The sequence below is a fragment of the Cryptosporangium japonicum genome, from assembly GCF_039524755.1.
In the GTDB taxonomy this organism is placed as follows: domain Bacteria; phylum Actinomycetota; class Actinomycetes; order Mycobacteriales; family Cryptosporangiaceae; genus Cryptosporangium; species Cryptosporangium japonicum.
In genome coordinates, this window is record NZ_BAAAGX010000028.1 from 25,991 (window position 1) to 50,942 (window position 24,952).

General features: G+C 73.2%; 24 protein-coding genes and 1 pseudogene. 7 read left to right on the top strand and 18 right to left on the bottom strand.

Annotation, left to right across the window (positions count from 1 at the left end; translation table 11 throughout):
• Positions 1–38 precede the first annotated feature (38 nt).
• Genes ABD437_RS31650 through ABD437_RS31670 form a run of 5 tightly spaced genes read right to left on the bottom strand, consistent with a single transcriptional unit; the run spans position 39 to position 6,261 of the window.
• Positions 39–818, bottom strand: coding sequence for an FAS1-like dehydratase domain-containing protein (locus tag ABD437_RS31650; protein WP_344652616.1), 780 nt, complete (start codon positions 816–818; stop codon positions 39–41).
• Positions 815–2,020, bottom strand: coding sequence for a CaiB/BaiF CoA transferase family protein (locus ABD437_RS31655; protein ID WP_344652617.1), 1,206 nt, complete (start codon positions 2,018–2,020; stop codon positions 815–817). The genes ABD437_RS31650 and ABD437_RS31655 overlap by 4 nt, the downstream gene beginning before the upstream one ends.
• Entirely contained in the window at positions 2,017–3,000 is a 984-nt protein-coding gene (locus ABD437_RS31660; protein ID WP_344652618.1) for a hydroxymethylglutaryl-CoA lyase, read from the bottom strand. Before ABD437_RS31660 ends, ABD437_RS31655 begins: the two co-directional genes overlap by 4 nt.
• Positions 2,997–4,283 (bottom strand): hydroxymethylglutaryl-CoA reductase, degradative, encoded by a 1,287-nt coding sequence (locus ABD437_RS31665; RefSeq protein ID WP_344652913.1) that lies wholly within the window; start codon positions 4,281–4,283, stop codon positions 2,997–2,999. Before ABD437_RS31665 ends, ABD437_RS31660 begins: the two co-directional genes overlap by 4 nt.
• Before the next feature lie 52 nt (positions 4,284–4,335).
• On the bottom strand, positions 4,336–6,261 hold the full coding sequence (locus tag ABD437_RS31670; protein WP_344652619.1) for a helix-turn-helix domain-containing protein: 1,926 nt from the start codon (positions 6,259–6,261) through the stop codon (positions 4,336–4,338).
• A 73-nt stretch (positions 6,262–6,334) separates the two neighbouring features.
• Between ABD437_RS31670 and ABD437_RS31675 the strand changes: the two genes are divergently transcribed.
• The 3 genes from ABD437_RS31675 (at position 6,335) to ABD437_RS31685 (ending at position 9,016) form a co-directional block, all read left to right on the top strand.
• Positions 6,335–6,991, top strand: coding sequence for a TetR/AcrR family transcriptional regulator (locus ABD437_RS31675; RefSeq protein ID WP_425558292.1), 657 nt, complete (start codon positions 6,335–6,337; stop codon positions 6,989–6,991).
• A gap of 80 nt (positions 6,992–7,071) precedes the next feature.
• A complete protein-coding gene (locus ABD437_RS31680; protein WP_344652620.1) occupies positions 7,072–8,046 on the top strand; it encodes an NAD(P)-dependent alcohol dehydrogenase in 975 nt (324 codons plus the stop codon).
• Positions 8,047–8,104: 58 nt separating this feature from the next.
• The gene (locus tag ABD437_RS31685; RefSeq protein ID WP_344652621.1) at positions 8,105–9,016 is read left to right on the top strand and encodes an acyl-CoA desaturase; all 912 of its coding nucleotides are present in this window, start codon (positions 8,105–8,107) and stop codon (positions 9,014–9,016) included.
• Here ABD437_RS31685 and ABD437_RS31690 read toward each other — a convergent pair.
• Positions 8,997–9,926, bottom strand: a complete 930-nt coding sequence (locus ABD437_RS31690) for an EamA family transporter (RefSeq protein ID WP_425558293.1) — start codon at positions 9,924–9,926, stop codon at positions 8,997–8,999. The genes ABD437_RS31685 and ABD437_RS31690 overlap by 20 nt on opposite strands.
• A gap of 29 nt (positions 9,927–9,955) precedes the next feature.
• Here ABD437_RS31690 and ABD437_RS31695 point away from each other — a divergent pair, with 29 nt between their 5' ends.
• The gene (locus ABD437_RS31695; RefSeq protein ID WP_344652623.1) at positions 9,956–10,450 is read left to right on the top strand and encodes an Lrp/AsnC family transcriptional regulator; all 495 of its coding nucleotides are present in this window, start codon (positions 9,956–9,958) and stop codon (positions 10,448–10,450) included.
• Here the strand turns inward: ABD437_RS31695 and ABD437_RS31700 are convergent.
• The 12 genes from ABD437_RS31700 to ABD437_RS31755 form a co-directional block, all read right to left on the bottom strand.
• Complete coding sequence (locus ABD437_RS31700; RefSeq protein WP_344652624.1) at positions 10,439–11,206, bottom strand: SDR family NAD(P)-dependent oxidoreductase; 768 nt, start codon at positions 11,204–11,206, stop codon at positions 10,439–10,441. The two genes, ABD437_RS31695 and ABD437_RS31700, sit on opposite strands and share 12 nt — an antisense overlap.
• Positions 11,203–12,717, bottom strand: coding sequence for an AMP-binding protein (locus ABD437_RS31705; protein WP_344652625.1), 1,515 nt, complete (start codon positions 12,715–12,717; stop codon positions 11,203–11,205). The genes ABD437_RS31700 and ABD437_RS31705 overlap by 4 nt, the downstream gene beginning before the upstream one ends.
• A 3-nt stretch (positions 12,718–12,720) precedes the next feature.
• Positions 12,721–13,380 carry an HAD family hydrolase gene (locus ABD437_RS31710; RefSeq protein ID WP_344652626.1) on the bottom strand — a complete coding sequence of 220 codons (660 nt, stop codon included), beginning with the start codon at positions 13,378–13,380 and terminating at the stop codon, positions 12,721–12,723.
• The gene (locus tag ABD437_RS31715; protein ID WP_344652627.1) at positions 13,377–14,297 is read right to left on the bottom strand and encodes a phosphotriesterase family protein; all 921 of its coding nucleotides are present in this window, start codon (positions 14,295–14,297) and stop codon (positions 13,377–13,379) included. The genes ABD437_RS31710 and ABD437_RS31715 overlap by 4 nt, the downstream gene beginning before the upstream one ends.
• Positions 14,294–15,787 carry an FGGY-family carbohydrate kinase gene (locus tag ABD437_RS31720; RefSeq protein WP_344652628.1) on the bottom strand — a complete coding sequence of 498 codons (1,494 nt, stop codon included), beginning with the start codon at positions 15,785–15,787 and terminating at the stop codon, positions 14,294–14,296. The genes ABD437_RS31715 and ABD437_RS31720 overlap by 4 nt, the downstream gene beginning before the upstream one ends.
• On the bottom strand, positions 15,787–16,818 hold the full coding sequence (locus ABD437_RS31725; RefSeq protein ID WP_344652629.1) for an ABC transporter permease: 1,032 nt from the start codon (positions 16,816–16,818) through the stop codon (positions 15,787–15,789). Before ABD437_RS31725 ends, ABD437_RS31720 begins: the two co-directional genes overlap by 1 nt.
• On the bottom strand, positions 16,815–18,362 hold the full coding sequence (locus ABD437_RS31730; protein ID WP_344652630.1) for a sugar ABC transporter ATP-binding protein: 1,548 nt from the start codon (positions 18,360–18,362) through the stop codon (positions 16,815–16,817). Before ABD437_RS31730 ends, ABD437_RS31725 begins: the two co-directional genes overlap by 4 nt.
• 14 nt (positions 18,363–18,376) lie before the next feature.
• Positions 18,377–19,360 (bottom strand): sugar ABC transporter substrate-binding protein, encoded by a 984-nt coding sequence (locus ABD437_RS31735; protein ID WP_344652631.1) that lies wholly within the window; start codon positions 19,358–19,360, stop codon positions 18,377–18,379.
• Between the two features lie 76 nt (positions 19,361–19,436).
• The gene (locus tag ABD437_RS31740; RefSeq protein WP_344652632.1) at positions 19,437–20,270 is read right to left on the bottom strand and encodes an IclR family transcriptional regulator; all 834 of its coding nucleotides are present in this window, start codon (positions 20,268–20,270) and stop codon (positions 19,437–19,439) included.
• 63 nt (positions 20,271–20,333) lie between these two features.
• Complete coding sequence (locus ABD437_RS31745) at positions 20,334–21,092, bottom strand: SDR family NAD(P)-dependent oxidoreductase (RefSeq protein WP_344652633.1); 759 nt, start codon at positions 21,090–21,092, stop codon at positions 20,334–20,336.
• On the bottom strand, positions 21,089–22,114 hold the full coding sequence (locus ABD437_RS31750) for a transketolase family protein (RefSeq protein ID WP_425558294.1): 1,026 nt from the start codon (positions 22,112–22,114) through the stop codon (positions 21,089–21,091). Before ABD437_RS31750 ends, ABD437_RS31745 begins: the two co-directional genes overlap by 4 nt.
• A complete protein-coding gene (locus ABD437_RS31755; protein WP_344652634.1) occupies positions 22,111–22,950 on the bottom strand; it encodes a transketolase in 840 nt (279 codons plus the stop codon). Before ABD437_RS31755 ends, ABD437_RS31750 begins: the two co-directional genes overlap by 4 nt.
• A 93-nt stretch (positions 22,951–23,043) precedes the next feature.
• On the opposite strand from ABD437_RS31755, the gene ABD437_RS31760 reads away from it, so the two are divergent.
• The 3 genes and pseudogenes from ABD437_RS31760 to ABD437_RS31770 all read left to right on the top strand — a co-directional run.
• Positions 23,044–24,099, top strand: coding sequence for a glycerol dehydrogenase (locus ABD437_RS31760; RefSeq protein ID WP_344652635.1), 1,056 nt, complete (start codon positions 23,044–23,046; stop codon positions 24,097–24,099).
• A 39-nt stretch (positions 24,100–24,138) separates the two neighbouring features.
• Positions 24,139–24,639, top strand: a complete 501-nt coding sequence (locus ABD437_RS31765; RefSeq protein ID WP_344652636.1) for a MaoC family dehydratase — start codon at positions 24,139–24,141, stop codon at positions 24,637–24,639.
• A pseudogene (locus ABD437_RS31770) lies at positions 24,636–24,952 on the top strand (HDIG domain-containing metalloprotein); the annotation flags it as partial. The gene ABD437_RS31765 and the pseudogene ABD437_RS31770, both read left to right, overlap by 4 nt.

The window sequence follows — 24,952 nt, forward strand, 5'->3', positions numbered from 1 at the left end:
CAGAGGACCGGGCTGCGCGGTGTTTCAGTTCACTTTTGTCAACTGGATCGGTAATGCCCCCGGGCCAGTAGATGGCCGCCCTCGTACAGCTCCACGTCCCGGCCGCGGCCGACGACGCACAGGGCGGCGTCGACCAGGACCGGGGCGTGCGACCGGATCGACCAGTGCGTGACCGCCAGCCCCGGGCGGGCCGCGCGGAGCGCGTCGAGCAGCAGGATCCGCACCAGCGGCCCGTGCACCAGCAGGCCGGGCAGCCGCTCCACCTCGAGCGCCCAGTCGCGGTCGTAGTGCACGCGGTGGGTGTTGAACGTGATCGCGGAGAACCGGAACAACTGCCGGATGTCGACGCTCAGCGCGGCGGCCCAGTCGCCGTCCGGCGTCTCCCCGGTGGCCGGAACGGGCGGGGCTCCCCCGGACAGGAACACGTCGTGCCAGACGCTGCGCACGGCCACCGCTCCGTCCACCAGGTACTCGCGGGTGATGTCGGCGAACAGCAGCGAGCCCGAGCGCCCCTCCTTGCGCGTGACCGAGGTCAGCGACGAGCGCTGCTCCACCGTGTCGCCCCAGCGCAGCGGGTGGTGGAACTCGGTGTCCTCACCCGCGTACATCCGGCGCGGCGGCGCGTCCGGCGGGGTCAGCCCGTCGTCGGCCGGGCTGCCGTCGGCACGCAGCGCGGCGAGCGACGCGTCGAAGGGAAAGTACAGCCCTTCCCAGGCCGGTGGGAGCACGGCACCCGGCTCCACCGGGACGCCCGGCGCGAACGTGCCCGCGAACCGGGCGGCGGGCGCGAGGTCGAGCACCGCGGTGCGGACGATCACACCACACCCGCCTCGCGCAGTGCCGCGATCCGCTCGTCGGAGTACCCGGCCACGGCGGTGAGCACGGCGTCGGCGTGTTCGTTGAGCTCGTTGGCGCGCCGCGCCGGGGTGGCCGGGGTGACGCTGAGCTTCACCGGCTGGCCGAACATGCGCAGCGTCCCGAGCGCGCCGTAGGCCACGTCGACGACCATCCCGCGGGCCGCGGTCTCCGGGTCGTCGACCACCTCGCCGATGTTCTTCACGGCGGTGAGCGGAACGACGTCACCGGCGAGCTCCTCCAACTCGGCGCGGGTGCGGCCGGCGAACCAGCCGAGGATGAGCGGCTTCACGCGACGCTCGTAGACCTCCTCGTCGAACCGCTTGCGCATGGTGTCGATCTCGGGGTCGTCGGCCACCTCCGGGCTGCCGAACAGCTCGCAGGAGACCCGCCACAGCTTGTCGGTGTAGCCGCCGAAGAACACCTGGCCGTCGGCGCAGGGGAACAGCTCGTAGGGCCGCACCCAGGAGTGCTTGTTCCCGGCCGGGCGCGCGACCTTGCCGTCCACGGTGTAGTCGACGACCGCGGTCTCGGTCATCGCGAGGATGCTGTCGACCTGGGCGACGTCGACGAGCTGGCCCTGTCCGGTGCGCTCGGCGTGCCGGAGGGCGGCGAGCGTGCCGATGACGCCGAACATCGTCGCGGACAGGTCGCCGATCGTGACGCCGACGCGCACCGGCGGCTGGTCCGGGTAGCCGTTCATCGACCACAGCCCACCGGCGGCCTGCGCGGTGTTGTCGAACGCCGGGCGGCGGCTGCGTGCGCCGGTGCGGCCGTAGCCGGAGATCGCGGTGTAGACCAGCCGCGGGTTGACCGCGGCGAGGGTCTCGTAGGCGAGGCCGAGCTTGTCCATGGTGCCCGGGCGGAAGTTCTCCACCAGCACGTCGGCCCGGCGGATCAGGTCGGTCAGCACCTCCCGGCCCGGTTCGGACGCCAGGTCGAGCGCCAGCCCGAGCTTGCCCCGGTTGTACTGGGCGTAGTAGCCGCTGACCTCGGCGTCGCCGGCACGCAGGTACGGCGGGAAGCCGCGCGCGACGTCGGGATCCCGCGGGTTCTCGATCTTGATCACGGTGGCGCCCAGGTCGGCCATGATCTGGGCCGCGTAGGGCCCGGCCAGCACCCGGGAGAGGTCGAGGACGACCACGCCGTCCAGCGCACCGGTCATGACTGGGCCTCCTGGGAACTCAGCGCCGCGAGGACGCGGGACGGACCGGATCGCCCGCGCTCGGCGGCCAGCCAGACCGACGTGCGCACCAGCGCGGTCAGGTCGAGGCCGGTGTCGATGCCCAGGCCGTGCAGCATCCAGACCAGGTCCTCGGTGGCGAGGTTGCCGGTCGCGCCGGCGGCGTAGGGGCAGCGGCCGAGGCCGCCGACCGCGGCGTCGAACTCGGTGACGCCGACGCGGAGCGCCGCGAGGACGTTCGCGAGGCCCTGGCCGTAGGTGTCGTGCAGGTGCAGCGCCAGCGCGGTCACCGGCACCCCGGCGTCGACCGTGCGCCGGACGACGTCCGCGACCTGGCCGGGCGTGCCGAGGCCGACGGTGTCGCCGAGCGCGACCGTGGCGCAGCCGGCGGCGTGGAGCTCGGCGGCCATGGTCGCGACCCTCGACGCGTCCACGTCGCCCTCCCACGGGTCGCCGAACGACATCGAGAGGTAGCCGCGGACGCTGCGGCCCGCGCTGCGGGCCTCGGCGGTGACCGTCGCCGCGGTCACCAGCGAGCCGCGCGCGGTCGAGTTGAGGTTCGCGGCGGCGAACGAGTCGGTGGCGCTGACGACGACCGCGACGTCGTCGTAGCCGGCGTCCAGCGCGTCGGAGAGACCACGTGCGTTCGGGACGAGTGCCACCGTGCGCCCGGCGGCGGGCAGGACGGCGGCCGAGACCTCGGCGGCGTCGGCGAGCTGCGGTATCCAGCTCGGCGGCACGAAGCTGGTGACCTCGAGACCGGCGCGTCCGGCCCCGGCGGCCAGCAGCCGGCGGCACAGCTCCGCTTTGGTCGCGGCCGGCACCACGTCGGTCTCGGCCTGCAACCCGTCACGCGGGCCCACCTCGTACACCCGCACCGCGGTCGGCAGGTCGGGATCGCGCACCGGCCGCGGCACGGGTTTCCAGAGCGCGCCGGGCTTTCCCGGGCCGCCGGAACTCATGGCACGGCCGGGGTCGTCGAGGCGCGGAGTTCGGCCAGGACCTCGGCCGCGTACTCCGCGCGGATCCGGCGCTCGGCGACGATGCGGCTCGCGACGTGCGCCACCTCGTGCGGCGCGGCGCCGGCGCTCGCGGCGATCGTGCGTGCGTGCAGCGTCATGTGTCCACGCTGGATGCCCTCGGCGGCCAGCGCACGACAGGCCGCGAGGTTCTGCGCGAGCCCCACCGAAGCGATCACCGCGCCGAGCTCGATCGCGGTGTCGATGCCGAGGATCCGCACCGCGGCCCTGGCCACCGGGTGGGCCCGCGTCGCGCCGCCGACCAGCCCGACCGCGAGCGGCACCTCGAGCGTCCCGGCCAGGTGGCCCGACGGCGTCTGCTCGAACCGGGACAGCGCCCGGTAGGCCCCGTCGCGCGCCGCGTGCGAGTGGCACCCGGCCTCGACCGCGCGGGTGTCGTTGCCGGTCGCGAGCACCACGGCCGTGATGCCGTTCAGGATGCCCTTGTTGTGGGTCGCCGCCCGGTACGGATCGGCCTCCGCGAACGCCGACGCGTGCACGATGTCGCGCACCACCTCGGCCCCGCCGAGCAGGTCCCGGTCGAACGTCGCCCGGGCCCGCACCAGGCGCTGGTCGGCCTTGTTGCTCAGGATGCGCAGGATCGCGCGCCCCCCGGCGATCTCGGCCAGCCGCGGCGCGAGCGCCTCGGCCATCGTGTTCACCGCGTTGGCGCCCATCGCGTCGCGCACGTCGACGTGCAGGTGGACGATCACCTGGACGCCGGTGCGGGTCGGCAGCTCGCGGACACGCAGGTCCCGGGCCCCGCCGCCGAACGACACCAGCACCGGGTCCTGCTCGTCGGCCAGCGCCAGGATCTCCGCGGCGGCCTCACGCAGCCGGAACGCGGCCGCGCCCGGGTCGGGCACGTCGACGAGCTGGATCTGGGCGATCATCACCGACCCGGAGTTCGACGTGGTGAACCCGCCGTGTTCCCGGGCCATCCGCGCGGCGTTGCTCGCCGCGGCCACCACCGACGGCTCCTCGGTGGCCATCGGCACCAGCCGGTCGACGCCGTCGACGACGAAGTTCGTGCCGACGCCGAGCGGCACCCCCAGCACACCGAGGACGTTCTCGATCATGTGGTCGGCCTGCTCGAGCGAGAGCCCCGCGCCGGGGTCGAGCACGGCCAGCTGGTCGGGCGGGAGGCCGGTGCTCTCGGCGACGCGAGCGCGCCGCCCACTGACGTCCGAGTTGTGCAGTCCGGTCAGTCGGCTGGTCACCACGATGTGTCCTCCTCGCTGGGCTCCGGCCCAGGCTAGGAGCGGCCGGACCGATCACCTATGGGTGCTCGGCCCACTGATCGCCCGGATTGATGTGCGGATCGACCCGTGCCGCGAGCTCGTCCAGCCGAACCGCGAGCGAGATCCGGAACAGCCGCTCGTCGTCGCGCCAGGTGGGTCCGAGCACCCGGTCGAGGCGGTCGAGCCGCTGCAGGATCGTGTTCGGGTGGAAGTTCAGCGCGCGTGCGGTCCTGGTCGGGCTCGCGTTGCTGCGTACGAACGCACGCAGCGTCGTCAGCAGCTCGGTGCCGCGCTCGGCGTCGTAGGCGCGCACGGCGCCGATCGTGTCGTCCAGGAACGTCCGCAGTGACCGGGGGTCGGTGTCCAGCACCGCGGCGTAGGGCAGGTAGTCGTCGGTGTGCTCGGTCGTGCCGGTGACGCCCAGCGCGGACAGCAGCCGGGCGGTGCGGGTGGCGGTGGCGACCGCGGCCGCCAGCCCCGCCACCGAGTCGACGCCGGGCGGGCGCACGCACCCCACCGGCTCCCCCAGCGCGACGGCCAGCCGTGCCCGCACGCCGTCGGCGTCGGTGGCCGACGGCACCAGCGCGATCACCGCTCCCCGCCGCTCCCCCACCAGCGCGCCCGGCAGCAGCTGCTGGGCCGCACGCACGAGCGCACCGCGGCCGGCGCCGGTCACCGTGAACAGCAACACGGTGTCGAGGTCGGCCACGCCGACGCCGAGCCGCCGCGCCCGCCGCTCGCCGTCGGCGCGCCGCTCGGGGTCGCCGTCGACCAGGTCGGCGACCAGCTCGGCCCGGATCCGGCTCTCCGCCTCGGCCACCGCCTCGCGCTGCAGCGCGAGCAGCGCGCCCACCTGCATGGCCCGCTCCACCGTGCGCCGGTCCACCGGGGTCAGCTCGAACGTGCCGACGCCGAGCAGCGCCGCGCCGAAGTAGCGCGGCCCGGCGGTCATCGAGGCCACCGCGGACAGCCCGTCGTCGTCGACGAGCACGCAGCGCCCCGAGGTGCGTGCGGCCTCGAGCGCGCCCCGGGTCACCGGCCCCAGCCGGACGTCGCCGGACGGATCGGAGTCCGCGATCGGCCGGTCCCGCTCGTCGATCACCACCACCCGCCGCCCGAGCGCCGCGCCGAGCGTCCGCGCCACCGGCCCGAACCCGCCGCCGGCCAGCACGGCACGGAGCAGGTCCTGGTGGACGGTGTTGGCGCGGTCGCGTTCGCCGAGGTGGGCGGTGAGCCGCTCCAGCGCGCTGCGCGCCTCGTCGTCGGAGCGTTGGAGCTCACGCATGCGCTGTGCGGTCTGCAGCACCACCGAGGCGTGGTCGGCGAGCGCGGAGAGCAGCGCGATCGCCTCCTGGTTGAACGCCATCTCCTGCCGGTTGGCCACGAACAGGACCCCGAGCACGTCGTCGCCGGAGAGCATCGGCACGCCGAGGATCGACACCAGCCCCTCGGCCGCGACCGCGTCGTCGACGCCGGCGTCGTGCCGGTCGGCGGCGTAGCGGGTGTAGTCGGCGGCCCAGTGCGCCGCCCGGCTCTCCACCACCGCACCGGCCAGCCCCGCGCCCGGTGGCACCTCCAGCTGCTGGAACAGCGGGCTGACCGAGCCCTTCGTGGTGCGTACCCGCAGCGTGCGGGTGCGCGAGTCGAACTCGGAGAGGTACGTGACGTCGCAGCCCATCATCGTGTGCGCGCGGTCGACGAGCCGGTCCAGGAGCGTGCCGGTGTCGTGCACCTCGGCCAGCTCGCGGGCGCTGGCGAACAACGCGGTGAGCTCGTGCTCGCGCCGCCGGAGCCGGCCGAGCTCGCGGCGGGCGCCGAGCAGCCGGTCGCGCACGGCGGCCGCGGCACCGGGCTCCAACCCGAGGCGCTCCAAGGCCTCGCGGACGCGCTCGTCGTCCCCGTCGGCGCCGGCCACCGCGTCGATCACGGCGAGCAGCGCGGAGGGCATCGCCGCGTGGGTCATGGAGGAAAACGCTAGCAACGACGGGAAAACATGGGTACTCGTCACACCCCACTTACGCTGTACGATCACCGAGGTGAGCGCGCCGCGGACCCCGCTGAGCCGGGACCGCGTGCTCCGCGCGGCGATCGCGATCGCCGACGCCGACGGGGTCGAGGCGCTCACGATGCGCCGCCTGGCCCGCGCGCTCGACGCCGAGGCGATGTCGCTCTACCACCACGTCAAGAACAAGGACGACGTGCTCGACGGCGTGGTCGACGTGATTGCGGGCGAGATCAACGCGGCGGTCGAGCACATCACCGCGCCCACCTGGAAAGCCGCCGCGCGGGAACGCATCCTCACCGCGCGCTCGATCTTCCTGCGCCACCCCTGGGCACCAGCGGTCTTCGCCGGGCGCACCGCGGTCAGCTTCGAGGTGGTGCGCTACCACGACCGCCTCGTGGGCCTGATGCACGACGGCGGGTTCTCCTACGACCTGGCGCACCACGCGCTGCACGCACTGGGCAGCCGCGCGCTGGGCTTCGCCCAGGAACTGTTCGACCCGGGGGACGCCGGCGGCAACGCCGACGTTCCGCCGGAGCTGGCCGCGGCGGTGCCGAACCTGGTCGGCATGCTCGCCGAGGTCGCCCACGACGACCCCGGCTCGACGCTGGGCTGGTGCGACGACCAGTTCGAGTTCGAGTTCGGGCTCGATCTGGTGCTGGACGGCCTCGAGCGCCTCCGCACGGCCTGACCACTCTCCCCCTTGACGCGCCTTACCGCGTACGGGAGCCTTACGTTGTAAGACAGCCTTACAACGTAAGGGAGAACGCCGTGAAAGCCGTGCTCCACACCACCTACGGCGGCCCCGAGGTGCTGCGGTTCACCGACGTCGAACCGCCGTCCCTCGCCGACCGCGACGTGCTCGTCCGGACCAGGGCGGCGTCGGTGAACGCCCGCGACTGGCACCTGCTGCGCGGCGATCCGTACCTGGCCCGGCTGGGCGCGCCCGAACTCGGCCTGCGTGGCCCGAAGCTGCGCATCCGCGGTACCGACTTCGCCGGAACCGTCGACGCGGTCGGGCCGGGCGTCACCGACCTGGCGCCGGGCGACGCGGTGTTCGGGGAGGCGCCCGGCGCGTTCGCCGAGTACGTCGTCGCCCCGCGGGAGCGCGTCGAACGCGCACCGTCCACGCTGACGATGGCCGAGGCCGCCGCGTTACCGCTGGCCGCGAACACCGCCGTGATGGGGCTGCGCGAGGTGGCCGGTGTCGCGGCGGGGCAGTCGGTGCTGATCAACGGCGCGTCCGGCGGCGTCGGGCTGTTCGCGGTGCAGCTGGCCGCCGCCGACGGCGCCCGGGTCACCGCGGTGTGCAGCACCCGCAACGTCGAGACCGTGCGGTCGATGGGCGCGCACACGGTCGTCGACTACACGCGCGAACCGCTCACCGGGCGCTACGACGTGGTGTTCGACCTGGTCGGCAACCGGTCGTTCGGCGAGCTCCGGCGGCTGCTGGCCCCCGGCGGCACGCTGGTGCTCTCCGGCGGCGGCACGTCGGAGGGCGGCAGCCTGTTCGGGCCGATGGGGCTGGTGCTCCGCGCGAAGGCGCTCGCGCGGTTCGTCGGCGAGCGGGTCGTCGTGCTGGCGGCCGAGCCCACCGCCGCCCGCCTCGCGGTGCTCCGTGACCTGGCCGACGCCGGCGTCCTGCGCCCCCTGGTGGAGCGCACGTACCCGCTCGCCGCCGCCGCCGACGCGGTCCGCCGGATGGAGACCGAACACACCCGCGCCAAGATCGTTCTCACGGTGTGACACGCGGCTTCACGCGGCGGAGCACGGCTGTTCGCCGCGGCGCGCTTACGTTTCACGGGTGCCCAAGAGCATCGTCGGTGGACGCCGTCCGATACCGGCCCACGTCACGGTCTACCTGTTCGTGCTCGTGCCGTTCGTCGCCCTGGTCGCCGCCGTGCCGGTGGCCTGGGGCTGGGGGCTGAGCTGGGTCGACGTGGCCCTCACCGTCGTGTTCTACGTGGCCACGTGCCTGGGCACCACGGTCGGGTACCACCGGTACTTCACCCACGGCGCGTTCAAGGCGAAACGGCCGCTGCGGATCGCGCTCGGCGTCCTCGGCAGCCTGGCCGTGCAGGGGCCGGTGCGGCACTGGGTCGCCGACCACCGGCGGCACCACGCGTTCTCCGACCGGGAGGGCGACCCGCACTCCCCCTGGCGGTACGGCACGTCGCCGCTGGCGCTGGTGCGCGGGTTCTGGCACGCCCACCTCGGCTGGGTGCTCGACCGGTCGCTCACCAACCAGGAGCGGTTCGCACCCGACCTGCTCGCCGACGCGGACATCCGGATCGTGCACCGGCTGTTCGGCCCGCTGACGGTCGTCACGCTGGTCGCGCCCGCGCTGCTGGGCGGCCTGATCACGTGGTCGTGGACCGGCGCGCTGTCCGCGTTCTTCTGGGCCGGCCTGGTGCGGATCACGCTGCTGCACCACGTCACCTGGTCGGTGAACTCGGTCTGCCACCTGATCGGCGAGCGCCCGTTCACGGTGCGTGACAAGTCGGCGAACTTCTGGCCGCTGGCGTTGCTGAGCATGGGTGAGAGCTGGCACAACCTGCACCACGCCGACCCGACGAACGCCCGGCACGGCGTCTACCCCGGGCAGATCGACGTCTCGGCGCGGGTGATCCGCATCTTCGAGCTCCTCGGCTGGGCCTACGACGTGCGCTGGCCCACGCCCGAGCGCCTGGCCAAGATCACCCGTGCTCCGGTGTGACCCGCTCCCCGGGCGGCGGCGCGGGCTCGGATGACGCCTCGCGTTCCCGGTGCACGGCCACCCCGACGATCACCAGGATCACGCCGGCCACCTCGGCCGCCGACGGAACCTGCGTGAGCACCACGACCCCGATCACCGTCGCGGTGGCCGGCAGCAGCGACACCATCAGCGCGTACGTCGCCCGCGGCAGCCGCGCCATCGCGAGCTGGTCGCTCACGTACGGGATCACCGACGACGTCACCCCGACCCCCACCGCGGCCGCCAGCGCGACCGCGTCGGTGAACGCCGGCGCCGCGTCGGCGATCCCGAACGGCACCGCCACCACCGCGGCGATCATCATCGACAGCGCCAGCCCGTCGAGCCCCGACACCGCGGGATCCCGCGCCACCCGGTGCCCGAGCACGATGTACGCCGCGAACAGCCCGGCGTTCGCGGCCGCGAACACGAAGCCCAGCGGCTCGCCTCCCAGCCGGACGTCGACCAGCAGGTACACCCCGGCGACGGCGCACACCAGCGCCACCGCGTTGCGCCGGGTGCGGGACGCCCACGCGGCCAGCACGATCACCGGCAGGAACTCGATCGCGGCCACCGTGCCCAGCGGCAACCGCTCCAGCGCGAGGTAGAACGCGCTGTTCATCACCGCGAGCACCGCCGCCCACCCGGCCAACACCCACCGGACCGGCCGCTCGAGCCGCGCCCACACCCGCCACGGCCGGCGCCACACCGCGAAGACCACCGCGGCCGACGCGATCCGCAGCCAGGCGACGCCGAGCGCGTCGACGCGGGCGAACAGCAGCACGGCGAACGCCGGACCGAGGTAGTGGAACACCGCGCTGACGACGAAATACGCATGGGGAGGAACCCGATTCGACATGCGACTATCGTCGGAACGACCGCCTCCGGACACCATGCACGATCGACGGCACAAGGGCTGGGATCATGTCCTCTCGCGCACCCCGATTGCCGAACGGCCTTCCCGACGGAAAGTCGCTACTGGACGACGTCAACCGCGCGCTGCTCCGCGCGCTGAACGACGATCCGCGGGCGAGCGCCGCCGAGCTCGCCCGCCAGGTGAACATGTCGGCCCCGGCGGTCCGGGAACGGCTCGGCCGGCTCGAGGAGGCGGGCGTCATCCGGGGCTACCGCGTCGACATCGACCCGGCCGCGCTCGGGTTGCCGGTCACCGCCTGGGTGCGCGTGCGCCCCGGCCCTGGGCAGCTGCCCAAGGTCGCCGACCTGGCCGCACGCACCCCCGAGGTCAGCGAGTGCCACCGCATCTCCGGCGACGACTGCTTCCTGATGAAGGTGCACGTACCGGCCATCGAGGCGCTCGAAGACGTCCTCGACCGGTTCCTGGTGCACGGCCGGACGATCAGCTCGTTCGTCGTCGCGACGCCGGTCGAGCCCCGCCTGCCGGGCGCGTCAGTGCCCTGACATGCCGCCGTCCACCGCGAGCGTCGTGCCGGTGACGTACGAGGACGCGTCGCTGGCCAGGAACACCACCGCGGCGTCGAGTTCGTGCTGCTCGCCCATCCGGCCCAGCGGGCTGTGCGCGTTGATGAACGCCTCGAGCTTGTCCGCGGGCACCTCGGCGGTCATCTCGCTGGCGAAGTACCCCGGCGCGATCGCGTTGACCCGGATGCCCTTGCGCCCCGCCCACTGCTGGGAGAGGTCCCGGGTGAGGCCGATCAGCCCTGCCTTGCTCGCGGCGTAGGCGGCCTGCGGGGTGTACGACGCGATCAGCGCGAGCACGCTGGCGATGTTGACGATGCTCGAGCCGCGGGGCATCACCCGCGCGGCGGCCTGCGCCATCCAGTAGGCGCCGTGCAGGTTCACGTCGACGACCGAGCGGAACTGGTCGGGCGTCTCCCGGAGCGCGGGCACCGCGGTGCCGAGCCCGGCGTTGTTCACCAGCACGTCGAGGTGGCCGAGCTGCTCCACCGCCACCCGGGCCACCTCGGTGCACGCGTCCGGGTCGGTGACGTCGGCCGTCACGGTGACGACCTGCCGTCCGAGCGCGCGCACGGCGTCGGCCACCGCGTCGAGCCGGTCGGCGCGGCGAGCGGCCAGCACGACGTCGGCGCCGGCCGAGGCCAGCGCCACCGCGAACCCCGCCCCGAGCCCGGAACTCGCCCCGGTGACGACAGCTACCTTGCCGGCGAGCGAGAAGCGGTCGAGCACCGAGCTCACGAATCCTCCTGGGCGGTGACGCGCAGGACGTTCTTCCGGATCTTGCCGGTCGACGTGCGCGGTAGGTCGCTGAACACTATCCGCTTGGGCACCTTGAACCCCGCGAGCCGCTCCCGTGCGAAACGTCGCAGCTCGTCCTCGGTGACCGGGGACCGGGTGGTGACGAACGCGACCGGCACCTCGCCCCACTTCTCGTGCGGCGCACCGACGACCGCGCTCTCCACCACCGCCGGGTGCTCGTCCAGCACCCGCTCGACCTCGACCGACGCGATGTTCTCTCCGCCGGAGATGATGACGTCCTTGAGCCGGTCGCGGATCTCGACGTACCCGTCGGGGTGCATCACCGCGAGGTCACCGGTACGGAACCAGCCGTCGTAGGAGGCCCGTTCGGTCGCCTCCTCGTCGCGGTAGTAGCCGAGCATCACGTCGTTGCCCCGGACGACCAGCTCCCCGATCGTCCGGCCGTCCGCGGGCAGGTCCTGCCCCGACGCGTCGACCACGCGCACCGGCGACGCGATCACGTTCGGCACGCCCTGCCGGGCGACCCGCCGGGCGCGCGCGTCCTCGTCCAGCGCGTCCCACTCCGGCTGCCAGACGTTGATCACCACCGGGCCGAACGTCTCGGTCAGCCCGTAGAGGTGGGTCACGTCGATGTTGAGCCGGCGCGCCCGGGCCAGCAGCGCCGGTGAGGGCGGGGCACCTCCGGTGGTCGCCGCCACCGGGCGGGCCAGCGGCGCGGCCGACGCGTGCTCCGCGATCATCGTGAGCACGGTCGGCGCCGCGCTGAAGTGGGTGGCCCGGGAGAGCGCCGACCAGATCGCGGCCGGGTCGGGTTTGCGCAGCGCCAGGTGGGTGGCCCCGGCCGCGGTCACCGCCCACGGGAAGCACCAGCCGTTGCAGTGGAACATCGGCAGCGTCCACAGGTACGTCGACCGGGGTCCGAGTCCGGTGTGGAACGCCATCGCGAGCGACTGCAGGTAGGCGCCGCGGTGGTGGTACATCACGCCCTTGGGACGCCCGGTCGTGCCGCTGGTGTAGTTGATCGCGAGCAGCGACCGCTCGTCGTCGGTCTCCAGGCGGGCCGGGTCGGCCGTGTACGACAGGTCGTCCTCGTGGATCACCGCGACGCCCAGCCGCGCGCCCAGCGAGTCGGCCACCGCGGCGAACTCACGCGTCGCGACCAGCAGCGACGCCCCCGAATGCGCGAGGATGTACGCCAGCTCGTCGGCCGCGAGCCGGGTGTTCAACGCGACCAGCACCGCGGACCGTAACGGCACCGCGTGGTGCAGCTCGATCATCACGGACGAGTTCGCGCAGAGCGCCGCGACCCGGTCACCGGGCCCGATCCCGCGCGCGGCGAGCACCCCGGTCAGCGCGTCGACCCGCTGCCGCAGCTGCGCGTAGGTCAGCTCGACGTTCCCGTCGACCACCGCGGTGCGGCCCGCGAACACCGCCGCCGACCGGTCCAGAAACCGCGTCGGGCTCAACGCTTCCCAGCTGGTCACCGGCATCGTTCACGCTCCACCGATCGCGGCCGGCAACGCACTGACCTCGTCGCAGATCACGGTAGCGCCCGCGGCGCGCAGCGCGGCGGTTCCGTAGTAACCCCAGCCGGCGCCGACGAACGCGCACCCGGCGCCGAACGCGGCCTCGGCGTCGTGCGGACCGTCGCCGACGTACACCGCCTCGGCCGGTTTCCAGCCGGTGCGCTCGAGCGCGATCTCGATCGGCCGCGGCGACGGCTTGCGCTCGACCGAGTCGGCCGCGGTGATCACCACATCGAACAGCGCCCCGCCGTGGCCGCGTCCGTCGAGTGGAGCGATGTCGGCCGGCGTCCGGCTCGCGCCTTTGTTGGTGACGACGCCGAGCCGGATGCCCTGCGCACGAAGGTCAGCGAGCACGGCGACGACCCCCGGATAGAGACGTACCTCGTCCCGGGTGCGGGTGCGGTAGTACCGGTCGTACGTCTCGGCGCACTCGGCGGCGCGCTCCGGGCCGGCGATGCGTTCGCAGCACTCGGCCACCCGCATCGCGAGCAGCTCGCCGACCGGAACGCGGTCCAGCCGCTCCACCCCACCCGGGTACTCGGCCGCGGCCAGGCGGTACGCGGCCAGGACGGCGCCGCGCGAGTCGAGCAGGGTTCCGTCGAGATCGAACAGCACCGCGCCGATCACCGGGCGGCCTCGCGGAACGCCAGCAGCCGGGCCGGGTTCTCCCGCAGCACCAGGTCGCTCACCCGGTCGTCGGCGAGCGCGGCCCGGATCGCCGCGGAACACCCGGCGAACCCCGGCGAACCCCCGTAGGCGGGCTGGTAGCGGCCCCGGCCGAGGTCGCCGGAGACCGTGATCCGGGTGTGGCCGGCGTCGACCAGCCGGTGCACCATCGCCGCGCGCGCCGCGTCGGACCCGTACTTGTCCTTGGTCCACTGGTCGAGGCCGATCCAGGCGCCGCGCGCGGAAAGCTCCCGGAGGTAGTCCCAGCCGATGTTGCGGTCGAGGTGGCCGAGGCAGACCTGGTCCGGGGGCAGCCCCTCGCCGAGCAGCAGGTCGAGCTGCTGGTGGCCGAGGTGGCCGGCCTGGGTGTGGGTGAGCACGGGCGCCCCGGTGCGGATCGCGGCCCGCGCCGCGGCCCGGATCACCCTCGCCTCGACGTCCCAGATGCGCTCGAGCGAGCACGTGCCGACCTTGATCAGCCCGGCCCTGGCCGCGGTGCCGTCGATGCCCTTCTCGAGGTCGGCGACGAACTGATCGGCCAGGTCGTCGATCTCCCGGCGGTTGGTGCCGGCCGGGTAGTAGATGCCTTTCTGCAGGCCGGTCGCCTGGACGACGTGCACACCCGACTGCTGCGACGCGTGCACCGAGGCGGCGACGTCGCGGCCGTAGTCGACGGTGGTGAGCTCGCAGATCGCGCCGCCACCGCCGTCCGCGTAGGCGCGCAGCTCGGCGGCGGCCCCGTCGTGCGTGCCGAACTCCAGGTCGTCGTCGTCCTGCGTGGCGTACGGCGGCGGGGACGTCAGCAGGTGCTCGTGGATCAGGGTCGGCCCCAGCGTGGCCGGGTCGACGTCGCCGAGCACGGTGCGGATGAACGTCATGCGGTCCCCCGGGGGTCGTCGTAGAACGCGCGCGTCATCCGCTGCGCGGTCGTGAAGCGGGCGAACTGGTGCTGGTGGGCCCGGTGGAGCTCGGCGTCGGGTTCGATCCGCCGCACCACCCGGACGACCGACTTCTCGGCCGCCTCCAGCGTGGGCCAGACCCCGGCCGCGACGCCGGCCAGCACGGCGACGCCCAGCGCGGCGCCCTCGTCGGCGGCGAGCAGCTCGACCGGGACGCCCATGATGTTGCTGAGCACGCCGGGCCAGATCGCGCTGGCCGCGCCCCCGCCGGTGAGGCGGATCGTCTCGGCGGTGCGCCCGAACGCGGAGTAGCAGTCGGCCATCGAGTAGGCGAGGCCCTCGTAGACCGCGCGGAAGACGTCGGCCCGGCTCGTCGCGTCCTCGAGGCCGAGCAGCGTGCCGCGCAGATTCGGTGCCTTGAACGGGGCCTGGGTGCCGGCCGCGGAGAAGTACGGCAGGAACGTGAGGGCGGTCGCCGCCTCCGGCACGGCCAGCACCTCGGCCTCCAGCGCGGCGAAGTCGCGGGTGCCGGAGACGTCGGGCGCGAGGTGGCGCAGCCACCAGTCGAACGTGCTCGACCCGGCCTGCTGGGCGACGAAGTGCGCGAACGCCCCGTTGGGCATCGGGTACATCCAGCCGATACCGCGCGCCCCACCGTGCGGGTCGGGGACGACGTTGGCGCTCAGCCAGCTGGTGCCCAGGATCGAGACCGCGGAGCCCGGCGTCACCGCGCCGCAGCCGACCATCGCGGCGGGCGCGTCACCGAGCCCGGCGACGACGGGGGTGCCGACCGGCAGACCGGTGAGCCCGGCCGCGTCCGGGGTGACCTCGCCGAGCACGGCGCCGCTCGGGATCAGCTCCGGGAACTTGCCGCTCCACGCGCGCGCACCGAGGATCTCCAGCACCCGCGCGGAGTACGTGCCCCGGTCGATGTCGGAGGGCACGAACGCCGCGTCGGACGGCTCCGACGCCATCCGCCCGGTCAGCCGCAGCCCGACGAAGTCCTTGGCGTTGAGCACGACGTGGACCTCGTCGACGAGGTCGGGCCCGAGGTGCGCGAGCAGGGGCACGGTCATGCCCGGCAGCGCGCCGTTCTCGGTGATGCGGAGGAACTCGTCGAGGTCGGGGCCGTTCTCCAGCCGGGCGACGACGTCGTTGGCCCGGGTGTCCGGCCAGGCGATCGCGCGGCGCACCGACCGGCCGGCCGCGTCGACGAACCAGGCGCCGCCCATGTGGCCGGTGACCCCGACGCCGACGACGTCCGCGGCGCGTGGCCCCAGCGCCGCCATGCACTCGGCCACCGTCTCGGCGGTGCGGGCCCAGGTGTCCTCGGGGTCCTCCTCGTGCCACCCGGGCCCGTCGTGGAACTGACGCACCCGGCGGCTCGCGCTCACGACCTGCGTGCCGTTCTCGTCGAACACCGCGGTCTTGGTGACCGAGGTGCCCTTGTCGATGCCGACGACGAGCATCAGTGCCCCACCCTCCGCCCGGCGATCATCCGCCGGGCCGCGGTGCTCATGCCCACGGCGCCGATCAGCAGCGCGCCCTGGAAGATGTACGACGCGGACGCGGTGACCCCGTAGATCGCCATGCCGTTGGTGCCGATCGCGACCGTGAGGACACCGATCAGCGTGCCGACGACGTGGAACTCGCCGTTGCGCAGGGCCGCCGAGCCCAGGAACGCGGCCGCGAACGACGTCAGCAGGAAGCCGTCGCCGCCGCCGCTCTGGCCGCTGCCGACGTTCGCGGTGATCAGCAGCCCGCCCAGGGCCGCCAGCGTGCCGCCGATGACGAACGCCATGATCACCACCCGGTGCACCCGGATCCCGCTCAGCTCGGCCGCGGTCCGGTTGCCGCCCACGGCCTGCACCTCCAGCCCGAACGTCGTCCGGTTCAGCAGCAACCAGAGCACCGCCGCGACCGCGGCCAGCAGCACCACGGCCCACGGGACCGGCCCGAGCGAACCGAGGTAGAGCTGCAGCAGCCCCTGCCCGGACTCGTCCAGGCTCTGCGGGGTGCCCTCGGTGACGATGTAGTTGACGCCGACCACGAGGCTACCGACGCCGAGCGTGCCGACCAGCGCATTGACACCCAGTTTGGTGACGACGAGACCGTTGATCAGCCCGACCAGGGCACCGACGCCCAGCACCACCAGCACCATCAGCACCTTGTTGGCGCCGCTGCCGGAGTAGAGCGCGGCCGTCAGCACGCCGGCGAGGCTGGCCACGTACCCGACGCTGAGGTCGAACTCGCCGACCATCAGCACCACGGTGAGGCCGAGCGCGATCACCACGCCGATCGCCGACTGGACCAGCACGTTGCGCAGGTTGTCCACCGCGAAGAAGTCGGTTCCCAGCAACGCGGTGTAGACGACGATCATCGCGCCGAGCACGACGAGCGTGCCGTACTTGCCGAAGAAGCCGACCAGCCGGACTCCGCGCCGCGTGGAGACCGCGTGCGTGCTGGAGTCCACGGTCTCCGGAAGGGTGTTGGTGGTCATGACCTGTCTCCCGGAACGTGTCGGAGGAAGCAGAGGCGGGTGAGCTCGTCCTCGTCGAAATCCGGGCCCACCGGGGCCGACACCGTCGTGCGGCCTTCGACGATGACCTGGATCCGGTCGCAGAACGCGAGCTCGGCCAGCTCGGAGGAGATGTAGAGGACGCCGACACCGCGGTCGGCGACGCGACGCACGAGAGCCTGGAAGTCCCGGCGGGCGCCGACGTCCACGCCGCGGGTGGGCTCGTCGAGCAGGAGCAGGCGCAGGCCGTCGGTGAGGACGCGGGCCAGCACGACCTTCTGCTGGTTGCCGCCGCTCAGGGACGTGATCGGGTCCTTGAGCGAGGCGGCTTTGAGCTTCAGGTCGCCGGTGACCTCGGCGGCCACGCGCTCGTACGCGCGCGGCGCGGAGAGCCAGCCGCCCGGGCCGCGGCCCAGGCGCCGGAACCGCGAGGACGAGGCGTTGAAGACGATGTCGCGGGCCGGGAACAGAGCGTGCGCGGCGCGCTCCTCCGGCACCAGCGCGACGCCGCGGCGCACCGCGTCGGCGGCGTTGCGCGGACGGTACGGCGCACCGTCGAGCGTGACCGTGCCGCCGACGATCCGGCGCAGCCCCATCAGCGCCTCGACGACCTCGGTGCGCCCGGCGCCGACCAACCCGGCCAGCCCGACGACCTCTCCCGGCGCGATCCGCAGCTCGACGCCGGCCACCGCGGTCTGCAGCCGCAGCCCGCGCACCTCGAGCCGGGCGGCGGTCCGGCCCCCGGCCACCGGGCCGCCCGTTCCCGCCGGTGGCCGGGCGGCGTCGTCAGCGGGTTTCGCGTCGTTCGGGACGCTGGGCGCGATGAGCTGGGCCAACTGGTGCTCGTCCAGGCCCTCGGTGGGGCCCGAGCTCACCACGACACCGTTGCGCAGGACCGTGGCGTCGGTGCAGAGCTCGCTGACCTCACCCAGCCGGTGGCTGACGAACACCACGGCGGCCCCCTCCGCCGCCCGGCGCCGCACGATCCGGAACAGCCCGGCCACCTCGTGCGGCCCGAGCGAGGCGGTCGGCTCGTCCAGGAGCACCAGCCGGGCGTCGCCGGCCAGCGACCGGGCCAGCGACACCGCGGTCTGCAGCGCCGGGGCCAGCGACCGCATCTCCGCCGAGAGCGGGACGTCGATCTCCCACTCGTCGAACAGCTCCCGGTAGGCCTTCTCCGACGCGCCCGGCCGGAACCGCTCGCCGAGCGCGAGGTTCTGCCGGACCGACAGCGCCGGGACGACGGCCAGCTCCTGGTGGGCGACGCGGATCCCGGCCCGCATCGCGTCCCGGGGGCTGCGCGGCGCGTACGGTTCGCCGTCCAGCTCGATCCGGCCGCCGGTCGGGGTGGTGAGGCCGGCGACGATCTTGATCAGCGTCGACTTGCCCGCCCCGTTGGCGCCGAGCAGCCCGTGCACCTGGCCGCGTTCGAGGCGCAGGTCCACCCCGGCCAGCGCGCGGGTGGCCCCGTAGTCCATCACCACGCCGGTCGCGGTGAACGTGGCAGTGCCGGACGTCGTCGTCACGGGTTCGGCTCCCCTCAGGCGCCGAGGTCGGGCGTCTCGGACAGGTACTTGTCGATGTTGTCCGGCGTCAGCAGGACCGAGGGCGCGGGGACGGTCTTGGTCTTCCAGCCGTCCTTGCCGTCGCGGTACTCCTGGATCAGGTCCGCCAGCTGCTGGCCCGCTTCCTCGACCTGGATCCAGAGGACGGCGCTCATCGTCCCGGCCTTCAGCGCCTCGACGGCTGGCTTGGAGACGTCCCAGGTGTAGAGCTCGTAGGGCCCGCGCTTGAGCTGCTGCTCGGCGGCGACGGCACCGAGCGCGGCCTCGGAGAAGCAGGGCCAGATCACCAGGTTGGTGCCGGGGGTGTCCTTGTACTTCTGCAGCCAGCCGGACGTCGCCTGCTGGGCGGACTGCTGGCCGCCCGGGATCTTGACCTCCTGGCGGGTGACGTTCACCTGCGGCAGATCCTTCAGCTTCGCGTCGAGGTCGTCGGCGCGGGCGCGGCAGGGTGCGCCGGGCGTGTACCGCAGCTCGAGCAGCTCGACCTTCGGCATGCTCTTGAGCTTCTCGATCAGCGGGTCGTTGACCGCGGCCGCGTTGACCAGTTCGACCGCGCCGGCCATCGTGCCGCCGGCCTCGCCGCCGGAGCTGGAGAAGACCGGGATGTCGGCGGCCTTCGCGGCCGCCAGACCGGCGGTGAGCTGGTCGGGCGTGTAGGTCTGGACGACGATCGCGTCCACCTTGCGCTGAACCAGGTTCTGGATCGCGGTGATGGCCTCGGCCGGGTTGCCGTTGCTGTTGACCTCGACGGTCTTCCACCCGAGCTTCTTCATCGCGTCCTGGGCGGCCTTGCGCTCACGGTTGGCCGTGATCTGCGTGGCGTCCAGTGCGACCACACCGACGGTGAACTCGTCGTCCCCACCGCCGCTGCCGTTCGCGCGGTTGCACGCGGCCAGCGACGTGGCGAGTAAGACGGCGCTCGCGCCGGCCAGTAGGCGTCTAGTAAGCGTCGTTGCCAACGGGACCTCCTGGTGTACCCACTGTCTTATTCCGAGTGGATGGACATATGACAGCAGGATGAGACTTAGGAGTCAATCAAACGGCGGAGATTCCATTGGATCGACCGTGCTTGGGCACTGGCCAGCCGGTCTCCCGGTAGCCGAGGTCGAACGACGTGCGCCGGGCCGCCTCCATCACGCGCTCGGGCAGCGTCAGCTCCGGGTTGAGCACCGACTCGGCGATGCCGCTGACCGAGAGCGCGCCGATCAGGCGGCGGCGGTAGTCGAAGACCGGCGCACCGATGGCCGCGATGCCCGGCGTGATGTTGCGGTCGGAGATCGAGTAGCCGCGCTCCCGGATGCGGCGCAGCTCGTCCTCGACGTCCTTCACCCCGGGCGGCGCGGGCAGGTTGAACGGCTCCAGGCCGTTCTCCGCCGCGTGCACCAGCCACTCCCGGTGCAGCTCCTCGTCCGACCAGGCCAGCACCGACATCGGGCCGGCGCCGGCGTGCAGCGGCATCGACCCGCCGAGCACCAGCGCGATGCTCTGCACCTGGCGCCCCTCGATGCGTTCGATGCACACCGCGCGCAGGCCGCGCGGCACGATCAGGAAGACGGTCTCGCCGGTGGCCTCGGCGAGCTCCTCCATGTGCGGCCAGGCGGCCCGGCGCACGTCCATGCGCTGCACGGCGCTGGAGCCGAGCCGGAACAGGTGCAGGCCGATGCTCCACTGCCCGCGGGCGCCGGCCGGTTCGACCCAGCCGAGCTCGTGGAGCTGCCGCAGCATGCGGTGCACGCTGCTGCGCGGCTCGTCGAGGAGGTCGGCCAGCTCCGCGGCGGTGGCCCGCTCACGGGCGGCGAGCACCTCCAGCAACGCGGAGACCTTGCCGAGGACGCTGACGCCTTCCGCAGGCGCGGTGTTCTTGGGCATGCCGGATTGTCGGGCGGTGCACCCTTCGCTGTCAATCAGTGGACTACCGTCCACTGGATAGGCTCAGTCGTCCAATCGGTGGAAGGTCCCGTCGATGACGAACCCGCCGTCGACCGGCAGCACGACGCCGGTGACGAACGACGCGTCCGGTGAGACCAGGAACGACACCGCGGCCGCCACTTCCGTCGCCCGGCCCAGGCGGCCGAGCGGCGTGTGCTGGAGCAGCAGCTGCTCGTCGAGCACCCCGGCGGCGAGCCCGGTGCGGGTCATCGTGGTGTCCATGTAGCCCGGCGCGACCGCGTTGACCCGGATGCCCCGCCGCCCCCACTCCGCGGCCAGCTCCCTGGTCATGCCGACGATGCCGGTCTTGGTCGCGGTGTAGCCCAGCCGCAGGTTCAACCCCAGCGACGAGCCGACCGAGGCCAGGTTCACGATCGACGGGTTCGGGCTCTCCCGCAGGTGCGGGTAGGCCGCCCGGGAGCAGCGCATCGTGCCGCCCATGTTGACGTCGAGCTCGCGGATCCAGGCCTCGGTGTCGATGTCCTCCGACGCCGAGCGGACCACCACGCCGGCGTTGTTCACCAGCACGTCGATCCGGCCGAGTTCGTCGACCACCCGCTCGACGGCGGCGGCCACGCTCGCGTCGTCGCGCACGTCGATCGCGACGCCGCGGGCGCGCTCGATTCGGCCGGCGGTCTCCTCGGCCAGGTCGGCCAGCACGTCGGCGATCACCACGTCGTAGCCGTCGGCGGCGAGCCGGACCGCGATCGCCTCCCCCAGCCCGCGGGCACCACCGGTGACGACGGCGACGGGGCGCGTCACCGGGCGCTCCGACGGGCGATCCACTCCTGGGCCTCCAACGCGATCCCCGGCGCGTCCAGCCGGTAGTGCTGGTACAGGTGCGTCGGCGGGCCGATGAGTGAGTATTCGTCACGGATGCCGTGCCGGTGCAGCGGCACGCCGACACCCTCCTCGGTGAGCACCTCGGCCACCGCGCCACCGAGCCCGCCGAGCACGTTGTGCTCCTCCACGGTCATCACCAGCCGCGAGCCGCCGGCGGCGGCGAGGATCGCGTCGCGGTCGATCGGCTTGACCGTGTGCAGGTCGACGACGCCCACGTCGGTGCCCGCCGCGCGCAGCAGCTCGGCCGCGGCCAGCGTCGCGTGCAGCGTCGTGCCGCCGCTGATCAACGTCAGGTCCGAGCCGGTGGAGTGCACGATCGCCTTCCCCGGCTCGAACGCCGCGTCCTCGGCGTACACCTGCGGCTCGCGCCCACGCCCCATCCGGAAGTAGACCGGCAGCGGATGGTCGGCGTAGGCCCGCAGCGCCAGGCCCATCTGCACCGGGTCGGCCGGGGCGACGACGGTCATGTTCGCGATCGAGCGCATGATCGCGATGTCCTCGGTGGCGTGGTGCGACGTGCCGTAGAAGCCGAACGTGATGCCGGCGTGGTGCCCGATCAGGCGCACCGGCAGCTCGGTGTAGGCCAGGTCGGTGCGGATCTGCTCGCAGCACAGCAGGGCCAGGAACGACGAGAACGCGGCGACGTACGGCCGGACGCCGGTGGTGGCCAGGCCGGCCGCGACCGACACCATGTTCTGCTCGCTGATGCCCATCTGCAGGAACCGGTCGGGGTGCTGCTCGCGGAACGCCCACAGCCCGTTGGAGAACGCGAGGTCGGGGGTGAGCACGACGACCGGCTGGTCAGCGGCGAGCGCACCGAGGTCGCGGCCCAGGCGCAGCAGACCGTTGGAGCTGGTCAGCATGCTGGGGATGTGCCAGCTTCCGCTGGTCATCGGCGTGCCGTCGGGGCCGCGGGGCACCAGCCGCTCGGCGATACTCATCGGGTCTCCTCCAGTTCGGCGTAGACCGCCGCCTCGTCCTCGGGCGCGAGCCACCCCAGGTGCCACCCGAAGTCGCGCTCCATGAACCCGACGCCCTTGCCCTTGACCGTGTGCGCGATGACCACGGCGGGCCGGGTGCGCCCGGTGTCGTCGCGCAGCCGCCGGAACGTCGACACGACCGCGGCGACGTCGTGGCCGTCGATCTCGTGCACGTCCCAGCCGAACGCGCGCCAGCGGTCGGCCAGCGGTTCGACCGTGACGACGTCGTCGACCTTGCCGTCGAGGCTGTAGCCGTTGCGGTCGACGACCGCGACCAGCCCGGAGACCCCGTAGTGGCCGGCGACGCCCGCGGCCTCCCAGATCTGGCCCTCGTGCTGCTCACCGTCGCCGAGCAGCACCCAGGTGAGGAAGTTCCGGCCGGTCTGCCGGGCCCCGAGCGCCATGCCCAGCCCGACCGACAGGTTGTGCCCGAGCGAGCCCGAGCTGAAGTCGATGCCGGGCACCTTCGTCATGTCGGGGTGGTCACCGAGCGGGTTGCCCAGGCGCGTGTACCCGTCGAGCACCTCGCGGTCGAGGTACCCGAGGTCGGCCAGCACCGGGTAGACGCCGACGGCCGCGTGCCCCTTGCCCATCAGGAACCGGTCGCGGTCGGGGTGGCGGGGTTCACCCGGCACCAGGCGCAGCGTGTCGTAGTAGAGCGCCGCGAGGATCTCCGCGCAGGAGAACGTGGACGAGTAGTGCCCGGTCTTGGCGATCGAGATCAGACGCACCGTCTCGGTGCGGATGAAGTGGGCCCGCTCGCGGACGCGATCGAGCACCGCCTGGTCTAACTCCACGTAACCTCCCCAGTCGGGTTCACGCTCACTGAATGGAACACGATTCGCTGAGTGATAGCAACAGATCCTGTGAGCAGATTAGAGTCCAGCCCCATGGGTGAATCCACGCTGCGGATCTTCGGTGCGCCGCACCGCTACGTGCAGGGGCCCGGCGCGCTCGACCGGCTGGGTCCGCTGGTGGCCGACCTCGGTCCGCGGGCCGTGCTGATCGTGGACGCCGGGGTCTCGGCGTTCCTGGCCCCCCGGCTCCCCGGCGACCAGTACCTGGAGGTCGACCTGGAGGTGACGCACGCGGCGATCGAGGCGACGCTCGCCCGGGTCACCGCCGGTCCGGCCGTGATCGTCGGCGTCGGCGGCGGGAAGGCCGTGGACCTCGCGCGGGCGGTGGCCTGGCGGCGCGGTGACCCGCTGGTGACGGTGCCGACCGTGGCGTCGAACGACAGCCCAGCCGCGATGGCGGTGGCGGTCTACGACGACGAGCACCGGATGGTCGAGGTCATCCAGACCGGACGCAACCCCGAGCTCGTGCTCGTCGACACCGCGGTGATCGCCCGCGCCCCGGTGCGGCTGCTGGCGGCCGGCATCGGCGACGCGGTCGCGAAGAAGTTCGAGGCGCGCTCGTGCCTGGCCGTCGGGGGAACGAACCAGCACGGCACGCGGGGGCTGCGGGTGGCGGCCGCGATCGCCGACGCCTGTTACGAGAACCTGCGGATCTCCGCGGTCGCGGGGCTGGCCGCCGCCCGGCGCGGCGAACCCGACGCCGCGTTCGAGGACATGGTCGAGGCGACGATCCTGCTGTCCGGGCTGGCGTTCGAGAACGGCGGGCTGTCGATCGCGCACTCGTTCGTGCGGGGGCTGCAGGCCGTGCGCGGCACCCGGGACGCGCTGCACGGGGAGCACGTCGGGTACGGGCTGCTCGTGCAGCTCGCGCTGGAGGGCGGTGAGCGGCCGGAGCTCACCGGGTTCCTGGCGGAGGTGGGGTTACCGGTGACGCTGGCCGGGCTGGGACTGCCCGACGCGTCCGACGACGAGCGGCGCGAACTCGCGGAGCGGTGCGTGGCCAGCCCGCACCGGCACAAGACCCCGGCGGTCGTCGACGTACCCGCGGTCCTGGCCGCGATCGCGGCGGTGGAGGGCGGGACCCAGTAGGTTGACGGTCCACGCCCCGGCAGGAAGCAGGCCGTGCCGATGACCGAACCGCGCCTCCTCCACCCCGGCCTCACCTGGGAGGAACAGGTCGACCTGGTGTTCCGGACGAACCGGCGCACGGTCACCGAGGCCGACCTGGTGCAGTTCGTGACCTGGTCGGGCTTCGTCGAGCCGCTGTTCTACGACGCCGAGCACGCGCGGAGCGCCGGCTACACCGGCCGGCTCGTGCCCGGCGGGCTCGTCTACAGCATCGCCGAGGGCCTGGTGATGATCTCGGGCTCGATCACCGGCACCGGGCTGGCGTTCCTCGGCATGGAGCTCACGGTCAAGGGGCCCACGTTCGTCGGTGACACGCTGTACGCGGTGGTCACCACGCTCGAGGCGCGCCCGTCGAGCAAACCGGGCCGCGGTGTCGTGCGCACCGAGGTCAGCGTGCGCAACCAGCGCGACGAGGAGGTACTGGTGTACACCCCGGTGCGCCTCGTCCGCGGCCGGGACTACGTCGAGCCGCGGCCGGGCGGGGCCGACCGGCCGGAATGAACGAGCTCCCGACCGACGACGAGATCGAGGCGCTGCACCGCGACCACGCGCCGACGGAGGCCGAGTTCGCGCTGGTCCACACCCACTGCCGGATCGTCGCCGCGATCGCCGAGGAGCTCCGGCCCCCGTCGGTCGACGCCGGGCTGGTGCGTGTCGGCGCGCTCGTCCACGACGTCGGCGTGTACCGCCTCGGCGGCGCGCCCTACCTCCGGCACGGCGTCGAGGGGCACCAGCTGCTGCGTTCCCTGGGCTGGCCGGAGCGGATCGCGCGGTTCTGCTCGCACCACACCGGCGTGGGCCTGACCCGCGCCGA